At 53.1% G+C, this 20,187-nt stretch carries 14 protein-coding genes and 1 pseudogene; 4 read left to right on the top strand and 11 right to left on the bottom strand.

Annotated features, from left to right (window positions below):
- Window positions 1-5: 5 nt before the first annotated feature.
- From C7964_RS09520 to C7964_RS20385, 7 genes and pseudogenes are all read right to left on the bottom strand, one after another.
- Window positions 6-377 carry a Na+/H+ antiporter subunit G gene (locus C7964_RS09520; protein WP_110279393.1) on the bottom strand — a complete coding sequence of 124 codons (372 nt, stop codon included), beginning with the start codon at window positions 375-377 and terminating at the stop codon, window positions 6-8.
- The gene (locus tag C7964_RS09525; RefSeq protein ID WP_055291822.1) at window positions 374-661 is read right to left on the bottom strand and encodes a K+/H+ antiporter subunit F; all 288 of its coding nucleotides are present in this window, start codon (window positions 659-661) and stop codon (window positions 374-376) included. The genes C7964_RS09520 and C7964_RS09525 overlap by 4 nt, the downstream gene beginning before the upstream one ends.
- Window positions 658-1,158, bottom strand: a complete 501-nt coding sequence (locus C7964_RS09530) for a Na+/H+ antiporter subunit E (RefSeq protein ID WP_110279394.1) — start codon at window positions 1,156-1,158, stop codon at window positions 658-660. The genes C7964_RS09525 and C7964_RS09530 overlap by 4 nt, the downstream gene beginning before the upstream one ends.
- A gap of 1 nt (window position 1,159) precedes the next feature.
- Complete coding sequence (locus C7964_RS09535; RefSeq protein WP_110279395.1) at window positions 1,160-2,701, bottom strand: monovalent cation/H+ antiporter subunit D; 1,542 nt, start codon at window positions 2,699-2,701, stop codon at window positions 1,160-1,162.
- On the bottom strand, window positions 2,698-3,054 hold the full coding sequence (locus C7964_RS09540) for a Na+/H+ antiporter subunit C (protein WP_110279396.1): 357 nt from the start codon (window positions 3,052-3,054) through the stop codon (window positions 2,698-2,700). Before C7964_RS09540 ends, C7964_RS09535 begins: the two co-directional genes overlap by 4 nt.
- 1 nt (window position 3,055) lies before the next feature.
- Window positions 3,056-5,926, bottom strand: a complete 2,871-nt coding sequence (locus C7964_RS09545; protein WP_110279480.1) for a monovalent cation/H+ antiporter subunit A — start codon at window positions 5,924-5,926, stop codon at window positions 3,056-3,058.
- A gap of 176 nt (window positions 5,927-6,102) precedes the next feature.
- A pseudogene (locus C7964_RS20385) lies at window positions 6,103-6,267 on the bottom strand (IS481 family transposase); the annotation flags it as partial.
- A gap of 152 nt (window positions 6,268-6,419) precedes the next feature.
- Here C7964_RS20385 and C7964_RS09555 point away from each other — a divergent pair.
- From C7964_RS09555 to C7964_RS09570, 4 genes are all read left to right on the top strand, one after another.
- The gene (locus tag C7964_RS09555; RefSeq protein ID WP_146214845.1) at window positions 6,420-7,130 is read left to right on the top strand and encodes a thioredoxin domain-containing protein; all 711 of its coding nucleotides are present in this window, start codon (window positions 6,420-6,422) and stop codon (window positions 7,128-7,130) included.
- A gap of 114 nt (window positions 7,131-7,244) precedes the next feature.
- Window positions 7,245-9,440 (top strand): calcium-binding protein, encoded by a 2,196-nt coding sequence (locus C7964_RS20215; protein WP_110279398.1) that lies wholly within the window; start codon window positions 7,245-7,247, stop codon window positions 9,438-9,440.
- A 192-nt stretch (window positions 9,441-9,632) separates the two neighbouring features.
- Window positions 9,633-9,818, top strand: a complete 186-nt coding sequence (locus tag C7964_RS09565; RefSeq protein ID WP_146214846.1) for a hypothetical protein — start codon at window positions 9,633-9,635, stop codon at window positions 9,816-9,818.
- Between the two features lie 137 nt (window positions 9,819-9,955).
- Window positions 9,956-10,576: a hypothetical protein gene (locus C7964_RS09570; RefSeq protein ID WP_110279400.1), complete on the top strand. Its 621-nt coding sequence runs from the start codon at window positions 9,956-9,958 to the stop codon at window positions 10,574-10,576.
- Window positions 10,577-10,677: 101 nt separating this feature from the next.
- On the opposite strand, the gene C7964_RS09575 is transcribed toward C7964_RS09570, so the two are convergent.
- The 4 genes from C7964_RS09575 to C7964_RS09590 all read right to left on the bottom strand — a co-directional run bounded on the left by C7964_RS09575 (window position 10,678) and on the right by C7964_RS09590 (window position 20,137).
- Window positions 10,678-14,994, bottom strand: coding sequence for a PAS domain-containing protein (locus C7964_RS09575; protein WP_110279401.1), 4,317 nt, complete (start codon window positions 14,992-14,994; stop codon window positions 10,678-10,680).
- A gap of 367 nt (window positions 14,995-15,361) precedes the next feature.
- Entirely contained in the window at window positions 15,362-15,760 is a 399-nt protein-coding gene (locus tag C7964_RS09580) for a response regulator (RefSeq protein ID WP_181417142.1), read from the bottom strand.
- Between the two features lie 17 nt (window positions 15,761-15,777).
- Complete coding sequence (locus tag C7964_RS09585) at window positions 15,778-19,035, bottom strand: PAS domain-containing sensor histidine kinase (RefSeq protein ID WP_110279403.1); 3,258 nt, start codon at window positions 19,033-19,035, stop codon at window positions 15,778-15,780.
- A gap of 367 nt (window positions 19,036-19,402) precedes the next feature.
- Window positions 19,403-20,137 (bottom strand): redoxin domain-containing protein, encoded by a 735-nt coding sequence (locus C7964_RS09590; protein WP_181417143.1) that lies wholly within the window; start codon window positions 20,135-20,137, stop codon window positions 19,403-19,405.
- Window positions 20,138-20,187: the final 50 nt, after the last annotated feature.

Here is a 20,187-nt window from a genome sequence, read left to right on the forward strand (position 1 = left end):
AGCGATCAGGTGTCTTTGTCTGGCTCAGGCACATCAAGGGTGGACCACGTATCACCATTCACCGGCGGTGGCGGTGTGTCACAGGCCTGACGGTGCATATTCACCTTGGCGATGAAATTCGCCGAGATCGGCGCCGTCACAAAGAGGAACACCATGATCAGCAGCTCATGGCTGGATGGCTGCCCGATATCAAAGGAATGGATAATCGACGCGACCAGCAACATACCGATGCCGATCGTCCCGACCTTGGTCGGCGCGTGCAGGCGTGTCATGGGGTCGTTGAACTTCAGCAAACCAATGGCGCCGACCAGTACAAAGCCGGACCCGATGATCAGGGACAGGCAAACGAAATAGGTTCCGATAATCTGTGCTGTCATTCGATGATGTCCCCCCGCAAAATGAACCGTGCCAAGGCAACGGTCGACACGAAACCCAACATTGCAATCAGCAGGGCCACCTCAAAATAGATTTGCACGCCTTTGAAGATGCCCAGCACAATCACGAGCCCCAGCGCGTTGATCACCATCGTATCAAGCGCAAGGACGCGGTCACCCGAAGTGGGACCAAGGACCAGACGGACCATCGACATCACCTGCCCCAGCGCAAGCGCCAGAAAGGTAATCGCCAGTGCAATATTCAGAAACTGCGTTGCAAGTATCATGCAAATATCTCCAATAGACGTGCCTCATAGCGTGTGAGGATATCATCGCGGATCGCATCAGGATCATCCGTGTGCAAGACGTGCACAAGCAGACTGCGCCCGTCGCTGGACAGATCCGCCGAAACGGTCCCGGGTGTCAGCGTGATCGTCCCGGCAAGCATGGTAATGGCTTCTGGCTCGCGCAGTTCAAGCGGCACCACGATCCATGCCGGTTTGAGTTTTGATGTCGGCACTGTCAGCACGATCCAGGCGACTTCGATATTGGCAACGATGATGTCCCAGATCACCACAAGACTGTAGACAGCCATCTTACCCACACGAAAGCTCTTTGGCGTGTCGGGCCACCACACGGAGGTGCCCCAAGGAATAATGATGCCCAAGATAAATCCAAAGACCATCATCCCTGCCGAAATTTCGTTTTGCAGGAGTATCCAGACGATCGTCAGTATCAATGTCAAAAGCGGGTGCGGAATCAACCAATAGAATGCGCGGCTCATGTCATTGATCCTCCGTCGGTTCGCTCAGTTTGCCCGGTGTATCGACAACTGTCGTGATATAGGGCGCGGGGCTGAACAGCTGCGCCGCAATCGCGGTGGTGTACCGGTGCACCTGGCCTGCGAAAACTGTGTGCAGGATCAAACACAAGATCAACCCGCCTATCGCCACATAAGACATGGTTGCAGGTGCCGTCACTTTAGCTGCGTCGCCGGGCGGTTGCACACTTTGTGCTTTCCAGAACAACACGCTGCCAGCGCGTGCAAACCCCACGATGCTGATCAGACTTGAGCCAAGCACAATTGCCCATATCCAGACCATATGATCTGTGCCGAATGCGGCATCCAATACCAGCAGTTTTCCAAGAAACCCTGACAGCGGTGGCAGGCCCGCCATGGCGATTGCCGCAACGAAGAACAGGCTGGCGGTAAGGGTCGCACTTGCAACGGGTGCTTGTGGCGTCAGTTCAAGATTTGCACGACTGGATCGCACCAGGTCCACAATCAGGAACAGTGCAGCCCCTGCAAGCGTCGAGTGGACAATGTAGTAAAGGGCAGCGGCGATCCCTTCGGGCGTGAACAGGGCAATGGACACCATCACCATGCCCATTGACCCGATGATCGAAAAAGCGACCAGTCTGTCAAAGCGTTTTGCCGCCAACACACCCGTCATCCCGATCGCCAGCGAGACAAGTGCCGCAGGAAGCAGCCACGTGTCATGCAGACCGGCGGTTACTTCCAAATCAGGCGGGAAGATCAGGGTATAGACGCGAATGATCGCATAAGCGCCGACTTTCGTCATGATCGCAAAGAGTGCCGCGACCGGCGCTGGCGCCTCGGCATAGCTCGACGGCAACCAGAAGTGCAGAGGCACCACCGCCGCCTTGATCGCAAAGACCAGCAAAAGCAGCACAGCGGCCACGCGAATACCAACGGTCTCTTCCGCACTGATCAGCGTGACCCGATTAGCCAGATCAGCCATGTTGAGCGTGCCCGTCTCCGCATAAATCGCTCCCAGTGCGAACAGGAACAGCGTTGATCCGATCAGGTTGAACAGCACGTATTGGACACCGGCGCGCAAACGCACCGTGCCGCCCGCGTGGATCATCAGCCCATAAGAGGCGATCAGCAGCACTTCGAAGAACACGAACAGGTTGAACAGGTCCCCTGTCAGAAACGCCCCCAAGATCCCCATCAGCTGAAACTGGAAAAGCGCATGAAAATGCCAGCCGCGGTTATCCCAGCCGGAACTGACCGCGTAAATCAGCACAAAGAGTGCCAGAACCGAGGTGAGCAGGATCATCATCGTCGAGAAACGGTCACCCACCAGAACGATTCCGAAAGGGGCTGACCAGTCGCCCAACTGGTAGAGCATGATGCTTCCGTCAGCAGTCGCCCATGCCAAAGCACCGGAGATCGCAACAAGGATCACAACACCGGCGATCGAGAACACGCGCTGGATACCGATATGAAAACGCGCCGCCAGGATGATGAAAGGCGCGAGCATCGCAGGCAGCACAACAGGTGCAATAAGCCAATGGGTCATGCTGAACCCTCCGGCTTGTCATGGGCCGTGTCGGGTTGATCATCCACGTGGTCATCATCAGAGCCAAGGAAGGCACCCAAGCCTATCATGACAACCACCGCTGTCATGCCAAAGGAAATCACGATCGCCGTCAGGACCAAGGCCTGAGGCAACGGATCGGTATATGTCGTGACATTATCGCGCAGGACGGGCGGAGCACCGACGATCACGCGGCCCGAGGTGAACAAGAAGACGTTCACCGCATAGGTGAGTAGCGAAATCCCCAAGATCACCGGAAACGTCCGCAAACGCAGCACAAGGTAAATGCCCGCAGCAGTCATGATGCCAATGGCGGAAGCAATCAGAAATTCCATGTTACACACCCTCCCGCGTCGCTTGGTTGGGCAGGTCTTCTCGCGAAGGATCAATATCCATCGGGTATTCGCTTTCAATTGATTCAGAGCGGCGCGCCAACCGTGAGAAGCTCTCGAGTGACAACATCACCGCGCCCACCACAGAAAGGAACACGCCAACATCGAACAGGGCAGCCGTCGCCAGTTCGAATTTCTCGAAGGGCGGGATGCGAACATAGGTGAAGGCCGACGTCAGGAACGGTTTGTCGACAAACCACGATCCGATACCGGTCAGGCCCGCAACAAGCACCCCTGCCCCGATAACACCATGGTACGGGTACCTCAGGCGCGCGGAGGCCCATGAAAAACCGCTGGCCATATATTGCATGACAACACCGATCGAAACGATCAGACCTGCGATAAACCCGCCGCCCGGTTCATTATGACCGCTCAGGAAGATGTAGAAGCCGACCATCATCACGATAGGCATCATGACCCGCGTCAGAACCACCATCATCATCGGGTGGACACCGCCTGCCTGCGGCTGATCGGGTTTGCGGTTCAAAAGGCGCGCCCGGACAGGGCCACCCAGCAAGGTTTCGGTGAGCGCATAGATCAGCAAGGCTGCGATGCTGAGTACGATGATCTCGCCGAAGGTATCAAAACCACGGAAATCCACCAGAATGACGTTCACCACATTTGTGCCGCCGCCGCCCTTGTAGGAATTCGCCAGATGGAACTCGGAAATCGACGTGCTCACCGGATCACGCAGGATGTAGTAATAAGCCAGTGCGAAGCTCGCCAATCCACCGGCCGTGGCAACCGCCACGTCCCGCATCCGGCGCAGTACGCTGCTTTCAACCGGCGTCCGGTTGGGCAGAAAGTTCAGGGCAAGCAGCATCAGGATGATCGTCACCACCTCGACCGTAAACTGGGTCATCGCAAGATCGGGGGCGCTCAGGAACACAAACCCGATCGAGACCATCAGCCCCACAATCCCGATCAGGATCAGTGACAGGAACCGGTTGCGGTGCAGGAACACCATACCGATGGTCGCTGCCACGAGCATCCCCCATCCGGAGAGCAGGACAGGGTCAGGCGTCTGCAACGCATGAACCGGCGCACCCACTGTACCGGTCGTCCATGCATAATAACCGGCAACAACGATTGTGACGGTGCCGATTGCGGCATAGCGGGTAAACGCGCCGTTATGGAGCGGCAAGACCAGCATCTGCGCCAGCTTGACGGCTGCCGCAATGATCGCATCGAAAATCGTTTTCGCCTCGGGGCGCGGCAAAGCATCCCAGACGCGCAAGGCAGGTTTGAAGACGGCAAGCATGGTCAAACCACCGACAACGGCAATGATCGACATATAAAGCGCCGGCACCAGCCCATGCCAGATTTTCAGATGCGCCGACGGCAATTCCGCAGCATCCCCCAGCACCGCAGCCGTTACCAGTTTGACGAATGGCTCGGCCAGGAACGGGGCCACACCGATCAGCACGACGGGAACAATCAGTAGTGCAGGCGGCAACCACATGCCCGCGGGCGGGTCATGCGGCTTGGCCGGATAATCATCGCGCACCGGACCAAAGAACACATGGCTGATCAGGCGGAAGGAATAAGCCGCCGAGAACAGCGCGCCGATCGTCGCGAGCACGGGCACCAACCACGGGCTGCTGAACAGAACCGTGTGGTTGGCCTCTTCCAGCATCATTTCTTTGGACAAGAAGCCGTTGAGCAACGGGATGCCGGCCATCGACAAAGCCGCGAGCGATACGATGACAAATGTGACAGGCATCAGGCTGCGCAAGCCTCCCAAGCGCCTGATGTCACGCGTATGGGCCTCGTGATCGATAATGCCGGCGGACATAAACAAAGCCGCCTTGAAGGTTGCGTGGTTCAGGATGTGAAACACCGCCGCCATTGCCCCGAACGCCGTGCCGGTTCCCAAGAGCATTGTAATCAGACCCAGATGGCTGACGGTGGAGAAGGCAAGCAGCGCCTTCAGGTCATGTTTGAATAGCGCAATCACCGCCCCCAAGACCATGGTCACCAAGCCCGCCGTGGTGACGATCACAAACCATTCGGTCGTACCGGACAGAACCGGCCACATGCGTGCCATCAGGAAAATACCGGCTTTCACCATGGTCGCGGAGTGAAGATAGGCTGACACCGGCGTCGGCGCGGCCATCGCGTGCGGTAGCCAGAAGTGAAACGGGAATTGCGCGGATTTCGCAAAGCACCCTAGCAAAATCAGGATGAGCGCGGGCAGATAAAGTGGGTCTGCCTGTATCAGGTCACGGTTCTGAAGGATGACACTCAGATCATAGCTGCCCACGATCTGGCCAAGGATCAGCATGCCACCGATCATCGCAAGCCCCCCCATCCCGGTCACGGCCAGCGCCATGCGCGCGCCTTGTCGACCGGCGGGAAGATGCTTCCAATACCCGATCAGCAGGAATGACGAGAGCGAGGTGAGCTCCCAGAAAATCAACAACAAGAGTATGTTGTCGCTCAGAACAATCCCGACCATCGCGCCCTGGAATAGCAGCAAATAGGTAAAGAACTCGCCCATGTTGTCGCTGCGGCTCAGATACTGCCGCGCATAAGCGATAATGAGCAGACCGATACCAAGGATTAACAGGGCAAAAAAGAAGCCCAGACCATCAAGCATCAATGTGAAATTCAGTCCAAGCGCAGGCATCCAGTCGATGCCCGCTGTCACAACTTCTCCTGCAAGGACGGCAGGCAAGTTGGTCAGCAAACCGACAAATGCGGCTAGGGTGACGGTAAATGTAACGCCTGCACAGGCGGTTCGGCCCGCAGGATTCATCAATCCAGGCAAGAGAGCCCCAAAGAATGGCATTGCGACGATGATAAAGAGAGACACAGCAACTCCCCGTGTTTTGGCCATTCAACTTGTGGGTAATCCTGGGCGGCTTGAAAAGAGCGAAATGCGCTTTTCTGGCGCAAAACGTGGGATTTATTAGCAGATGCGTCTGAGAATTGGGGTGGTGGGCCGGCTCTCTGTTGTGCGGCAGCTATTCATTCAGCCTCACAGTCGCTTTGTTTGCTTGCGACGATGGTCGCCTCCCCGGCTTCGATCAGAACATTTGAGCGCGGCGCCTTCGGACCAGTCTTGAGGTCTTCAACAGTCTGGCGTTTGCGCCACTTCGCTACGGTCTTGGGATTGATGCCCAACTACGAGAGCAAAGCTTGCGATCGCTTTATTGCGGCTCAGACGGCGTGCATGGTCGTGACGCTCCCGTGACGAACTTGTCCGATAATGCTTCCTTCCATTGTTGCGAAAGGATCGCCCATCAAACCATGGGCTCAAACACCTCACTAGGCATTAAAATGATTCTCACATTTCAGACGAAACTTTGGACATAATTTTACATCCTCGTCCTAATGCCGGACCGTTTGCATTTTTAGAAATGAGGCAACGCTTTGGACAGGAGATCGCGATGCCGCTAAACTCATTACTTTTGTTAAACAAAGTCCGGCAGTCCCTAATCGGAACACCAAGGCTTGCGCTCAACGGCAAACACGGCCGTCGTCCAGGTGATATCTTTCCGAATTTCTTATCACCGACAACAGCAGGTCCAATGAATTTCTGGGACTGGGCCGAAGGGAACTGGGTCCATATTTTCGAATTGAGCGGTTCCTTCTCTGCATCATTCGACCAGCTGTTCTCCTATGCAGTTGCTTCTGATGTTCTGGATGGCGCAGGTGTCAAAGTCTTGTGTGTCAGCACGATGAACCTTGGGCTGTTGCAGGAACTGTCAGTAGACGTTTCGGCAATCGCGGGACAACCCCTGACTGCGAGGCTGGTCGCTGATCAAGGCGCTAAACTTGCGCAAAGCCTTGGCTTGCAAGAGAAAAGTGACGGTTCTAGCGCGACACTCCACAAAAGTTTCCTTATCGGGCCTGATCTCCGGATCAAGACAATCGAGGTCTCGTCGTCACCTATCAGACGGACATGTCACCAAACAATGCAACTTGTGACCTCGATGCAGCGCGCAGCGTCAAGAGTGTCAGAGCCACAAAAATTATCTGATCTGCGGGCGAAACTTCCTGTGCCGCAATCATAGAAATGAAACTCCCCGCTAGCAAAGCGCCGAGTGCTTGTTCTGGAATTATCGCAGATGGAAAAATGACCGCCCACAATCCGATCGGCCAGGTCATTTCCATAGGAAGGGTCAATTATGAGCATACAAATAAATGACGATATCTTTTCCTCCAATAGCCCTGACATAGTCGGACAACTGACGAGAGACCATTTTGGTGCCATCGGCGTCAATAATTTCGGCTTTAATTATTTTCAGGAACATATCGATACGTTGGGACTGACCGATATACGCTTTCCCGGCGGTCAGGTTTCAGAGGCTGGCTATGTTATCGATGGGCGTATTCGTCTTGGGACTGACGAGGTCAACCTTGCGTCACTGCAAGGCGACAGATCAAACTTTGCTTTTGACTTGACCCATCCAGAACTGATCAGCCCTGTCGCGCTGGAATATGACGAACTAAATCATCTCCTGCGCGATGATGTGGCGACATTCAGCCAAGCACTTGATCTTGCAGTGTCACGCGGAGTGAACCTAGGTGTCATCATTCCTGTAGAGCGATATTTTCAGGGTGCGGACTTCACAGATGAATCTGTGCGGCAGTTGGCCATGAATATCGCCCGCGATGATGTCACAGTGTTTCTGGAGAGATTGAAAGCAGGACATTTCAACAATGGCGTCTTGCCCGAAGTCATCATGTTCGACATCGGCAACGAGGCGTATTCGAATCCAATCGAATACGCCCTGATTGCAAAAGCGATGATGTCAGAGATCACTGTTCAACTGCGGGACAGTGGCATTAACTATGAGATCAATTTCCAGATGGGCCGCGGCAGCTTCGAGTTCAACAACCTCAAAGATGCTGGCTACTTTGACACATTCTTTGATGGGTCCGGCGACCCGATACCTGAACTCGATGGATTGGATGATCTGCTTTCTGAGACACTCAGCTATAGCGAACGTCAGGTTGCCATCGATCGCATTATGGCCAGTATTCTTGACGATTCCGCCCAATATATTGATGCAGTGCGTCACCATGCTTTGTCGGTCAATTCAAACATACTGGGTCATGCGGAAAGCGCGCTGAACCAGCGTGGTGCAATCGTTGATTTCTGGGCTGAACATCTGGCCCAATACGGGATTGGCCGAGATGACTTCAAATACTACGTTTCAGCCTGGACGACGAGCACGAATGACGCTGGCGGCTTGCCATACGAGCTTGCAGGGGCGGCAAATACGCTGGAGCTATTTGCGTATTTCATGAAAGCGGGTGTCGATAGCGCCGCGGCCTGGGGCATCACAAGCGAATTCCGCTTTAGAGACACCATGTCGTCGACAACAGTGACTGACAGGTTGTCCGACTTCCTTTCACCGCAAGCCGCGATCCTTCAGCTGTTGACCGAGAATGTCATTGAAAGTGATTTCCTTGGTGCCGTGGGAGACTTTGCAAGCAGCCAGATGCGCTATTACTACGAAACTGACGATGCGTTCACTGTCTTTGTGACAGTCGGGAGTCTCGCGGATGAGGCGATCCAGTTTGACTTTGATCTAGGCGTCCTGAATGACGTTGAGTCTGTCACCATTACAAATCTGGATATCGCAAACGGTTCAGCCAGCGGTGAATCGCGGCTGACCGAAGCCGTGCAGACCGTGGAGGATGGCAGAGTCGTCATCGACTTTGACCAATCACATGAAGTCGTGATGCTAACAATCAACAAGAACGACAGCGCGAGGTTTCTTGCGCTTGAGACAATCGAACAGATTATCGGCTATACGCTGGATAACCCGCTTGCGATCAACCTGATCATGGGGGAACCCACGATGACCACGCTTGTCGGAAATTTGGGAAGCGACATAATCCTTGGCAGCGATCTTGATGAGACTCTCACCGGTGGCGGCGGATACGTAAACCTGATGCAGGGTGCAGACAGTGCCGCGCAGGCAACCGAACTTGGCTATGGTCACGGCGATTTCATATTTGCCGGCGATGGAAACGATAGCCTGCGCGGGTTTGCAGGAAACGATCTGCTGGATGGCGGCTTTGGAAACGATGAACTCTGGGGCGGCAGCGGCTTTGACACTTTTGTCTTTCATGCGGGCCACGACGTCATCCATGACTTCGACGACCGTGTGGATAGCATCTTGATTGCTGACAGTTTGCTGCAAGATACGTCTCTGGAAAGCTGGGTGGCGGAGAATACCCATTTTGAAGACGGTGATGCGACAGTCTTTTTCTCGGCAGATCACAGCCTCACCCTGCGTGGTGTTGACGAAATTGATGATTTCCTTGGCAGCATGACTGTTTACGAACACGCGGATCACTTCGTTTTCTAACTGTACGCCGTTTGCCTGATCCCGAAACAATGCTGATGTCCGTGCTGAGCGCACCCCCGCCCCTCAAACGGCACGACTACATGGTTTGATACGAAATTTCACAACTCTTGAACCCATTTCACAATCAGATCAGCTACTTAGTTTACGAAGGGTATAACTTGCAGTCGAAAGGATAGGCCAATGTATGTTTGCATGAAGAAAATCCACAGCGACGACCTGGATGCGTTCAGGGAGTTTTCAGCTTCGACGCGGGAAACTGCCGTTGCTTTCGCGTTGGCCGTACGCATGCGTAAATCCCTGACCAAGGCATCCCGCGGCGGTTTGTGGCAAAGCAGCATGCAGGCCGAAGATCCGACCCGAAGAACCATCGTGATTTGAAATGTTACCTAGCCCCGGCCACTCACCGGAAGCAGGGCCTTCGCCATATCCTCACCTGGCGAAGGCCCTGCGATTTAGATCTAAGCTGCCTCATTTTGGTTCGACGTTGAACGCGGAGTTTTAGAGCGGAAATTGATATGGCGATTGCGCACCCGAAAATTATAGCATTTCTACCAGTTCTTTTGCTGATTGGCTGCGGCGGAGGCGGTACATCCGAGCCGTTAGAGACACCATATGATCAGATCAGCGGTGCCTACAGCCAACTGGCAAGAGAAAATGACATCAACAACCTAACACCCCTCGACAATATGCCACGGGGGCCCGATGCAGGCAGTGCTGCCTATTCCGGTTATGTCATGCTGTCTGTCGCAAATGCGCCAATCTCTGACATCGCAGGCGATATTCAAGTCAATGTGGATTTCGAGACAACGGGCGTGAGCGGCCATGCAAGCGGTTTTTACAGCGATGACGGCGTGGAGCTGACCGTCGTTGATACAAATGCAGATCCAAGCCTGACCAATGAAATTCCATTTACAGGCGGATTTAACATGGATAATCGCCCCGACTACCCAATCAGTTTTGATCTGATTGGCAACCTCATGACAAATGAAGGCACAGTCATTGGGATTGATGTGGCCATGAACGGAGATTTCTTGGGGAGCGATGCAAGTGCTGTGGGCGGCAGTGCTGCTGGTGAGGCCACTGTCAATGACGCTATCACGGGTCCGGTTGTCGGAACATTTCTTGCCGTGCAATAATCCGCGATCATTCCATGTTCGCAACAACACTGAACCCTCTGTTTTTAGGGCAATCCGTGCCGTTTGATGCGCCACTTTCCTGAGGCAACTCTACCGCCTGATCAGTTGTCGAGAACCTTGCGGACTTTCGCCGCGAGCGTTGCACGCCTGTAGGGTTTGACCAAAAGATCGACGCCCGGATCAACGCGCCCATGATGGACGATCGCATTTTCGGAGTACCCGGAGGTATAGAGAACCTTGAGATCGGGTCTTTCTGCACGGGCGGCATCGGCGATCTGACGTCCGTTCATTCCTCCTGGAAGAACGACATCCGACAATAGCAGGTCAATTTCTGGATGGTCGCGTAATTTGGCCAACGCTGACTGTCCCTCTGCTGAACTGAAAACTGTGTAGCCCAGTCCTCTCAACTGCAACGTCAACTGCTCTTTGATCAGGCTATCATCTTCAACGATCAGAATCGTTTCCGCACCGCCACGCAGTCGTTGGTTTGCCTTATCCGGCCGTAGGCTCGCTTCTTTGGCGTAGGATCGTGGAAAGTAGAGTTTGAATGTCGTGCCTTCACCGGTCTCGGAATAGACCCTGATGTGTCCACCTGTCTGTTTGACGTAGCCATAGACCATGCTCAGCCCGAGGCCGGTACCTTTTCCGATCGCCTTTGTCGTAAAGAAGGGCTCAAAAACGCGGTCGACCAAACCCTTATCGATGCCATGCCCAGTATCGCTTACCGAGATGACCACATACTGACCAACCGTCAAACCATCTTCCACGGCGACGTATTCGTCGCCGAGGTAGGTATTGGCGGTCTCGATGGTCAACGCTCCGCCATCCGGCATCGCATCACGCGCATTGGTCACAAGGTTCAGCAAAGCTGTTTCCAGTTGCCCCAGATCTATCTCGGTTTTCCACAGGCCACCGGCACGGACAATTTCTATGTCGATGTTCTCGCCCAAGGTGCGTCGGAGCATTCCTTCCAGACCAGCTATCACAAAATTCACGTCAAGAACCTGAGGCTGCAGCGCCTGCTTGCGCGAAAACGCCAAAAGCCGGCTGGTCAGTTCCGCCGCCCGTTCTGCGGCCATCGCGGTAAGATCGGCATATCGGCGCAAGGGATGTTCCTTGTCCAATCTTTCTTGGAGCATCTCGCTATTGCCCATAATGACGGTCAGCAAATTGTTGAAGTCATGCGCAACACCACCCGTGAGCTGGCCAACTGCATCCATCTTCTGTGAATGGAAAAGTCTCTCTTCCATCCGTATCTTTTCAGACACATCCATCATGCTGCCAAGGGCGCGGATCGCCTTGCCGGTCTCGTCGCGGATGGCAAACCCGCGGTCTTCGACAGTCGTCCATGTTCCATCGGCCTTGCGGAACCGGTAACGTTCGCTGATCGCGTCCGTCTCGCCGGACAGCAGGCGGTGCATCGCGTCAAGGATACGATCAAGATCATCCGTATGGACATGTGACTGCCAGACTGTTGGGATGCTGCCTTCTGGTGCGGGGCGATGACCGAATATATCGGCCATTTCATCGCTCCACCACAGGCGCTCTTGCTTGATATCCCAGTCCCAAATCGCGGTCTTGGTCGACTTGGACAAAAGACGAAAACGTTCATCGGAGAAACGCAGCGTTTCCTCTGCATGGCGACGCGCGGTGATATCTTTCTGGATCGAAACGAAATGTGTGCAACATCCCTCGCTATCGACGATTGGCATGATTGCCAGCTCTACCCAGTACTCCCTTCCGTCTTTGGTGTAATTGATAAGTTCGGCCGTGACAGTCTGGAATGCCGAGAGCGCTTTATTGATACGCTTCAGTTCGGCCTTTTGGGTTTTGGGGCCCTGCAACACGCGGAGAGTCTGACCAATAATCTCCTGACTTGAGAACCCGGTCAGGTTTGAAAAGGCTTCGTTCACATAGATGATTTTGCTTTTCAGTGCATTCTCGACAGTGTCGGCTTCGGTAATGATGACCACATCATTGATGTGTCCAACCGCCTCCCCGAGAAGCAACAATTGCTCGTCACGATGACGCGCTTCAGTGACATCCTTGACGTAGACCGCAAGGCCTGTCGCAGTGGGGTGTGCGCTGATGTTGAATATCTTGCCGCTTTGGTCGCACTTATGGTCAAGACGCACGGTTTGACCCGTCTCGAGTGCGGCTACAAGGTTGTTGTCCCGCATGTCCCCAAAGATCGCGGGAAAATCGTCAAAACGGTAGCGATCGACAAGTTCGCCGCGGTCCTTTCCAAGCAGGTCTTCTGCCCAACTGTTCAGATATGTGAAGCGCCGCTCACGATCGCATGTGAAGAACGCCTCGCCTAGATTTTCCAGGGTATCCGCGAGCCGCATGCTCAGTTCGTCAGCTTCCCTTTGTGCGTTCGCAAGCTCGGTTATATCTTGCAGCGCCCCCTGGACTGCGATGATCTTGCCGGTGTTGTCCTTGACGGGGACCCCGAGCGAACGCACTCTGATCCGGTTGTTCTTGGCAGTAATAAGATAACGGAGGTCATCAAAGGGTATGCCTTTGGTTGCGCATGCTTCAAAAGCCTGCCGCGCACCTTCTTGGTCTTCCGGTGCGAAGTAGGAAATCCCACTTTCATAGGTCGGGCGGGTCCCTGGTGGCAACTCGTGGATAACCGCAATCTCATCGCTCCATGAGACCCGCTGATCATCCAGTGACACACTCCACCCACCAAGCTTCGCCGCACGCCCCGCGATCTCCAGAAGCCTTTTCGACTGCATGGCACTTCTTTTCTCGGTCATCAGTTCGGTGATGTCCTGAAAAGCGCCTTGCAACCCGATTATTTCGCCGTTCTCACCGCGTTCCGGCTCACCGGTTGTCCGAACCCAGAGACGGCGGCCCTTGGCTGAAATGATTTCGAAAACATCATTAAATGGCGTGCCATTTTCGAGGCAGGAAACAAATTTCTGATCAATACGGTCGCGGTCTGCCGGAAGGTAATATTTACTGGCCTCTGCGGCATTTGGTGAAAAACCCGGTAATTCATCGTGGATACGCGCTGTCTCGTCAGACCAGTAGACTTGCTGGGCTGCGAGATCATAGCGCCATGCTCCGAACCTTGCTGCCCGCCCGGCAATTTCCAGCATCCGTCTGGCACGGGCATGGGTCCGGTCGGTCTCGACGCTTTGCGTGACGTTTTGAACCACACCCTGCAACACCTCACCTTGATCGGTCTCGATACGTTCGCCGACGCCCTGAAGGTGAACCTCCTTGCCGTCGGGTAGGATAATGCGGTGCCCAAATGAAAAGATTGCCTCATCCGACTCCATGAAGAGCCGGAAACTTTCGACGATCTGTTCACGATCAGCAGGGTGAACCAAAGCGATGTAATCTTCGAACCCATGACCAAAGGTCTGCTTCCTTGCACCGTACATGGGATAGAGATTGCCTGACCATTCGAGATAGTCAGAATTAACTGTATAGCTCCATGTCCCTGTGTCGAGCAGCCGCTGTGTCGTTTTCAGTTGGTTTGACTGCTTCAACAGGCGCAGATTGTCTTTTTCCAGCTCTGCGCTGTGCGCAACACTCTCGAAGCTCAGGCTGGCAGGGGCGGACGTTTGATCATTCAAGTCAATATCGACATCAGTCGAAACCCCTGAAGCTGAAACGGCCTGCAGACGCAACACGAGATAAAGCAACTTACCATCCGGACCCGCAACCGGAGAATTGGATGCTATCCAATGGTGTATCCTTTCGCCCTGCGCAGGATCGGCCAACGGCACAAGGACGCGAAACACTTCCAGATTGTCTGTCGCACCACTTCCGACTACACGATCGCACGAAGCACGCAGTTGTGTATAAGAGCCATCTTCCGGCAAATCCGGCAGGATATGAAACAGCGTCTGACCAACGACTTCATTGCGACTGAGGCGCAAGGTCACAAGATAATCGTCACTCACGGCGACGACATCAAAGCTATCCGGTGAAAAAACCACAAACATGCCGGGAACAGAGTCAAACATGCTCTGGAAGTGACGGGCCAGCCCATCACTGGCTCTTCGGGCAGCCTGTTCGCGCTCAAAAGCATTTCGCGCGCTCTCTTCTGCTCTTACAAGACGCGAAACATCTCGTGCTGCGATCAATTTTGCGGTGCGTCCATCGCGTGTGAGTGTGTGACTGGTGATATCGGCATGAATGATTTCCCCGGACTTCAGGAGATGCCGCCATACGCCGGATTCACTTCTCCCTTCGTTTGGCAAGGCAAGATCGGCGGTCAGTGCAGCGAGGTCTTCTTGCGGGCGAATATCAGCGATCGTCATCGTCAAAAATTCACGCCGAGCATAACCGTATTTCGCGATTGCAGCTTCGTTTACATCCAGGAACCGCAAAGTCTCTAGATCATAGATCCACATCGGGTCCGGGTGATACAAGAACAGATCGTCTTTCGTAACGTCCATGTTCGTTCCTCCATCACTCTGTGGAATTATCGAATAGTGGAATTATCCATCGCAATTACGTGCAAATACCTTTCAGAGAAATTTTTTGCGCGTATCAGTACTCTGCAATCAATCAAACGTTGCAGATTCTATTCACAAAGTGAAGGGGTTAAAATGCTCTTTATCGTTCTATTACAAGTTTGCATTCTGCTTTTCGAGTAGCCTACGCTTTCCAGTAATTTTTTATTACCCGTCGGAGTAATCCAACGAAGGGTCGGCCTTCATCAATATGCCTCACTTCAGTGAATTGATTAGTAATTCCAGATCAAGACCATTAAAAAAACTGATTGAATTGCGTCCTAGGCGCTTATGGTGCCGGCCCCGAAAGTTATTGCAATCCTAAGGCCGTGTTTAACTTCTCGACCAGCATCGCCCTCCTGTAGGGTTTTTTCAAGACATTCACATTTTGATCCATGGTGTCGCTGAAATGACTGACAACTGTCGAGTACCCAGTCGTAAAAAGCAACTTCAGGTTTGGGCGCCTCTCGAGCGCAATTTCCGCGAGTTCTCTGCCGGATATACCACCGGGCATCACCATATCCGTAAAGAGAAGGTCAACCGTGATATCCTGATCCAGTTTTGACAAGGCCTGCACGCCGTCAGACGCCTCAATGACGTTGTATCCCAGAGATTTGACCAATCCGACAACATGTTCAAGCACAAGCGCGTTGTCCTCTACGATCAGAATCGTTGTTTTGTCCACCGTGGGTAAATTCATAGTACTCATTAACGCGTCCATTCTTGTTAACCTGACACGGCCGGAAACAGGAGCTCGACCTTTGTCCCTTCGCCAATCTTGGAAGCAATTGAAATATGCCCTTCAGACTGTTTCACAAAGCCAAAGACCATGCTGAGACCCAAACCCGAACCGCGACCGACATCCTTGGTTGTATAAAACGGCTCGAACGCGTGTATCAGCTGATTATCATCCATACCAGCGCCGGTATCAGAGACAGCTACCGAGAAATATTCTCCATCAGGAAGGTCATGGTCCTCCCGATCACGCGCGTCTGAGATTGTCCTCTCGGATATCTCGATCTTCAACGTCCCACCATCCGGCATTGCATCCCGGGAATTCAACGCAAGGTTCAAGATCGCCGCTTCAAACTGTCCTGTGTCCACTTTGACAAGACACTCTTCTTTTTTTGTTGTGATTTCGATCGAGATCAATTGGCCAATACTGCGTTCCAGCAATTCATGCATACCATCAAGCAGAAGTGAGATATCGGCGACTTTGGGTGAAAGTGCTTGCCTGCGGGAAAACGCGAGAAGACGAGAGGTCAACTCTGCACCACGTTCAGCTGCAGATAATACCAGTTCCGCGGATCGTTTGAGCTCAGGACGGTCATCCAGCTGATCTGCAAGCATCTCGGCACTGCCAAGGATGACTGTCAGCAGGTTGTTGAAATCATGCGAGATGCCACCTGTAAGTTGGCCGACCGCCTCCAGTTTCTGCGACTGACGCAGTTGCTCTTGCAACTGCTTTTCAGCCGAGGCGTCACGGATGATCCCAATAAAGAAATGACTGCTTTTCGTTTTCACTTCTGTAACGCCCAGCAGGATTGGAAAGACGGACCCGTCTTTACGCTGCGCCCGAAAATCAGTCAGCCGGCCCATGACTTTCTTTCTGCCGGTTGACAGATAGGTTTTGACAAAACCCGAATGCGAGATGGCATGCTCTTCCATCATAAGAATGGAAATATCATTCCCCAATAATTCTTCGGCGGTATAGCCGAACATTTTCTCGGCTGCCTTGTTAAACGAAGTGATCTTTCCTTCGACATCAATTGCGATAACACCATCAATCACGTTATCGAGGATTGCCCGTGTGTGACTTGCTGTCTCTTCAATTTCGCGTTGTGTATTACGTTCTTCTGTCACATCTCGTGTCACGCCAGTAACTCTCTTGTCACCATCCGACGTACGGAATGCACCAAAGGTCGCAATCATCGTTCTGATCCCGCGCTCGCGGCACACAAAGCGATACTCCAAAGTCTTCGTCGTACCGCCTTCGTATATGTCACTGTCAAAAATACCTTCGACAAGACCTCTGTCTTCGTCGAAAACATGCGCAAGCCAGAATGACAAAAGATCGTCAGTCGCAGTTTCATCAAAGCCATGAAGCTTATAGTTCAGGTCATTCCAATCGAGCTTCTTGGTTTTTTCATAATATACCCAAACCCCAAGCTCTGCGGCCTCGGTTGCAAGTTGCAGGCGCTGCAGCGAAGTATTGAGATATCTGGTCAGATCCCTGCGCTCAGTGATATCTGTTTCGATCGCGATAAAGCCGGTGTGCCGCCCATCGCTTCCCACCATCGGGCTGCATCGGATCTCTACCCAAAAAGGCGTGCCATCTTTCTTATGGTTCACAAGCTCGACATGAAATGAGTCCGCACGCGCAAGGCTGGTCCGCATGTTCTCAAGTACATGTTCGGCCGGTGGCTGCTTTTGGAGAACACTGCCAGGGGATTTTCCAAGCATTTCCTCCAGTTTATATCCGGTCAGACGCTCGAATGATCTATTCACCCAAGTCGTGAGCCCATGGTCGTCCGTGATAACCACGGCATCCGTGGTTTGCTGCGCAACCCGCGACATCAAAGAGAGCTGTTCTGTCCGCTCTTTGACGCGCTGTTCCAGCGTTCTCGCCAGATCGTCTTGCTTCTTGAAACTCTCGGACAAAGAGTCGGCCATACCGCCCATTGTCCCTGCAAGTTCATCCAGTTCACGCAGGTGGAAAGTTGGCAAAGGCTCTAGTTTCTCACCTGAGATGATACGGTTCCCCATCTGCCTGCTGGCGGAAGAAAGAACAGACAATGGCGACACAAGCCAGGAAATCAGAACGTGGGTGACGCTCAGGATCAGGATGGTAATCGTGGCCATTAACAGTAAATTTTGCCGACCGTCGCTTTCCAGAAAGTTGATGACCGGTATGGCAGACAGCTCGATCGTGAGCACTCCGTCGAAATCTGTCGTCGCCACCTCAGCTACGTGGATATAGCGGCTGTCTAATGAACGCTGCATTTCCGGCATCTCGGCCGGCGGTGACCACCGGCCGAACTGCGGCGAATAAAATTCCGTATCGTCGTCAGACCGGGAAAACGTGGGATCGCCCAGCAGAACGGTCACATCGCCATCTGGTGCGATGACGGAAACAGACAGATCACGCAAGGGCTCGAAAGTGACTGTAGAAAGGGCAAATAAATCGCGCAGCCTTTGCAACTCGGCCGGTTCAAGTGGTGCAACCTCGCCTGTTTCGCTGATGGTTCTTGCCACTGTTGTTGATACCGCCGACGAAAGTCTTTCGATGTTATCAATCGCTTGTTGGTAGTGCGCGCGGCTTTCCAGAATGATGATGACGACCGTCGATGTAACCCCCACGAATGCGACGACTTTAAACATCATGGCCCGGAGCGTCATGTCGCCCAGCATCAATGCCTTCGACAGGCCGGTAACCAGCAAGAGGAAAAGCAAAAGTCCCGCAAGGACAGCGTTGAAAACAGCATTGACCGCCTGTTTGATGGCGATAAACGAGCCGCTCTCAAATGACAGATCAAGCCCTGTCACATAGAAGAAGGCAACAAGCGGTAGCCCGATAGCAGCCCAAAAGACCATATCTGCCAAGACCACGTTTTCCATCCGTCGCAGCAGATATCCAACGCAGGCCACCTCACAGACAACTGTGATGAGAGCAAAGTAATGCCCCCATGCAAAAACAGTGTAGATTCCACCGACAAATGCGACAAAGACGGCAGCAGGAAGCCCGACCAATCGCAGTGCGGCAATGGCAAAGATTGAACCAAAAATGAATGAAATCGAATTGAAGAGTGTCAGGTCTGCGGCATTCGCCGCATATGAAAATACCGCCAGAACGAGGACAGCAATCACGCTCTTCTTTATTGGAGCGGTCTCTTGCGCATATGGTGAAAGTGAATTGTCTTGGTGCGGGCTTGGAACGGCATCCACAGGTTCTGCAGCACTTTCACGCGCGTAACGATGTAACATGGTGCAGCTCCAAAGCTTTTCCGGTTCAGTCCAAGCTACGAGCTTAGGATTGCCTGGCAATGATTATTTCTCGCACAGTTTGATCACGCATGCCTCCTATGGTCTGGTCGGGATACACTGACCCTCGACAACGTCTAGGGAACGATCCGTTGTGATCCTATGAAACACTTCAAACACGGAACATCCAGCGTCACAACATCGCCTCGTAACGCACCCGTAAGGTCATATATTGCATTCAGGTGCTTTTGTTTCGCGAGACTGTTAAACTTTGTAAAAGTTTGTTAAAAACTCACACATGGATCGGGTTGTTCAGCTGCCCAACGGGAAGTCTTTCACCTGCACAATGGACCTGACAGGTCAAACTGCTTCAGTCGACAACCTGAAGGGAAATGTCGTCCTTAAAGACAGGTTTTGAGCTCACCCGCCGCGGGACAACCGGTTCGGCACGATCAAGCAACAACAATGGTGCACTGGCGCGCTCTTGTGTCGTTGCGATCCGTCCAGCGGTCCGGTCATATTGCTGCAGGTTTGTCACATGATCCAAAGCTTCAGCCGCGTTGCGCATGATACCAGCAGGATATTCGACCATACTGCGGATTGTCTGCTTGGGGTCCAGCACAAAACTCTTTCTGATCATATGTTCAGAGCTTTCTTTGGGGTGGACCATCCCGAAACACTTGGCGAGCGCCAGGTTCGGATCTTCGATAAACGGGATATCAATCTTGATCCCGAACTGTGCATCGACCATGGCAAACCAATCGCGCTGACACTGAACCGTTGATTGGCTGAATGCGATCAAACGTACACCGTTTGCATGAAAGTCGGCCTGGTAGCGTGCGAAACTGACAAGTTCTGCCGTGCAAACCGGTGTGAAGGCCTGGGGGAGTGAAAAAAAGTAGATCCAGTTGCTGCCAGCAAGTTCGACGAGGCTCTTTGTCCCAACACTTGTATTAAACGTGCAAAAAGGGAAAGTGTCGCCAAGCCGAGGGTGCCAACGTGCCCTTTCACGATACTCTTGTGGAAGCCGTACAGGGGATTTGCTTGAACTGCGTGGTGCGAAAAATTGATACATTTGCTTACCTCGGATGAGTGACTGATCCAAATAAGCAATAAGAATTAGCCCGCTGCAGGGCGCCAATGATGAAATATATG

The organism is Loktanella sp. PT4BL (assembly GCF_003201935.1).
Lineage (GTDB): Bacteria > Pseudomonadota > Alphaproteobacteria > Rhodobacterales > Rhodobacteraceae > Yoonia.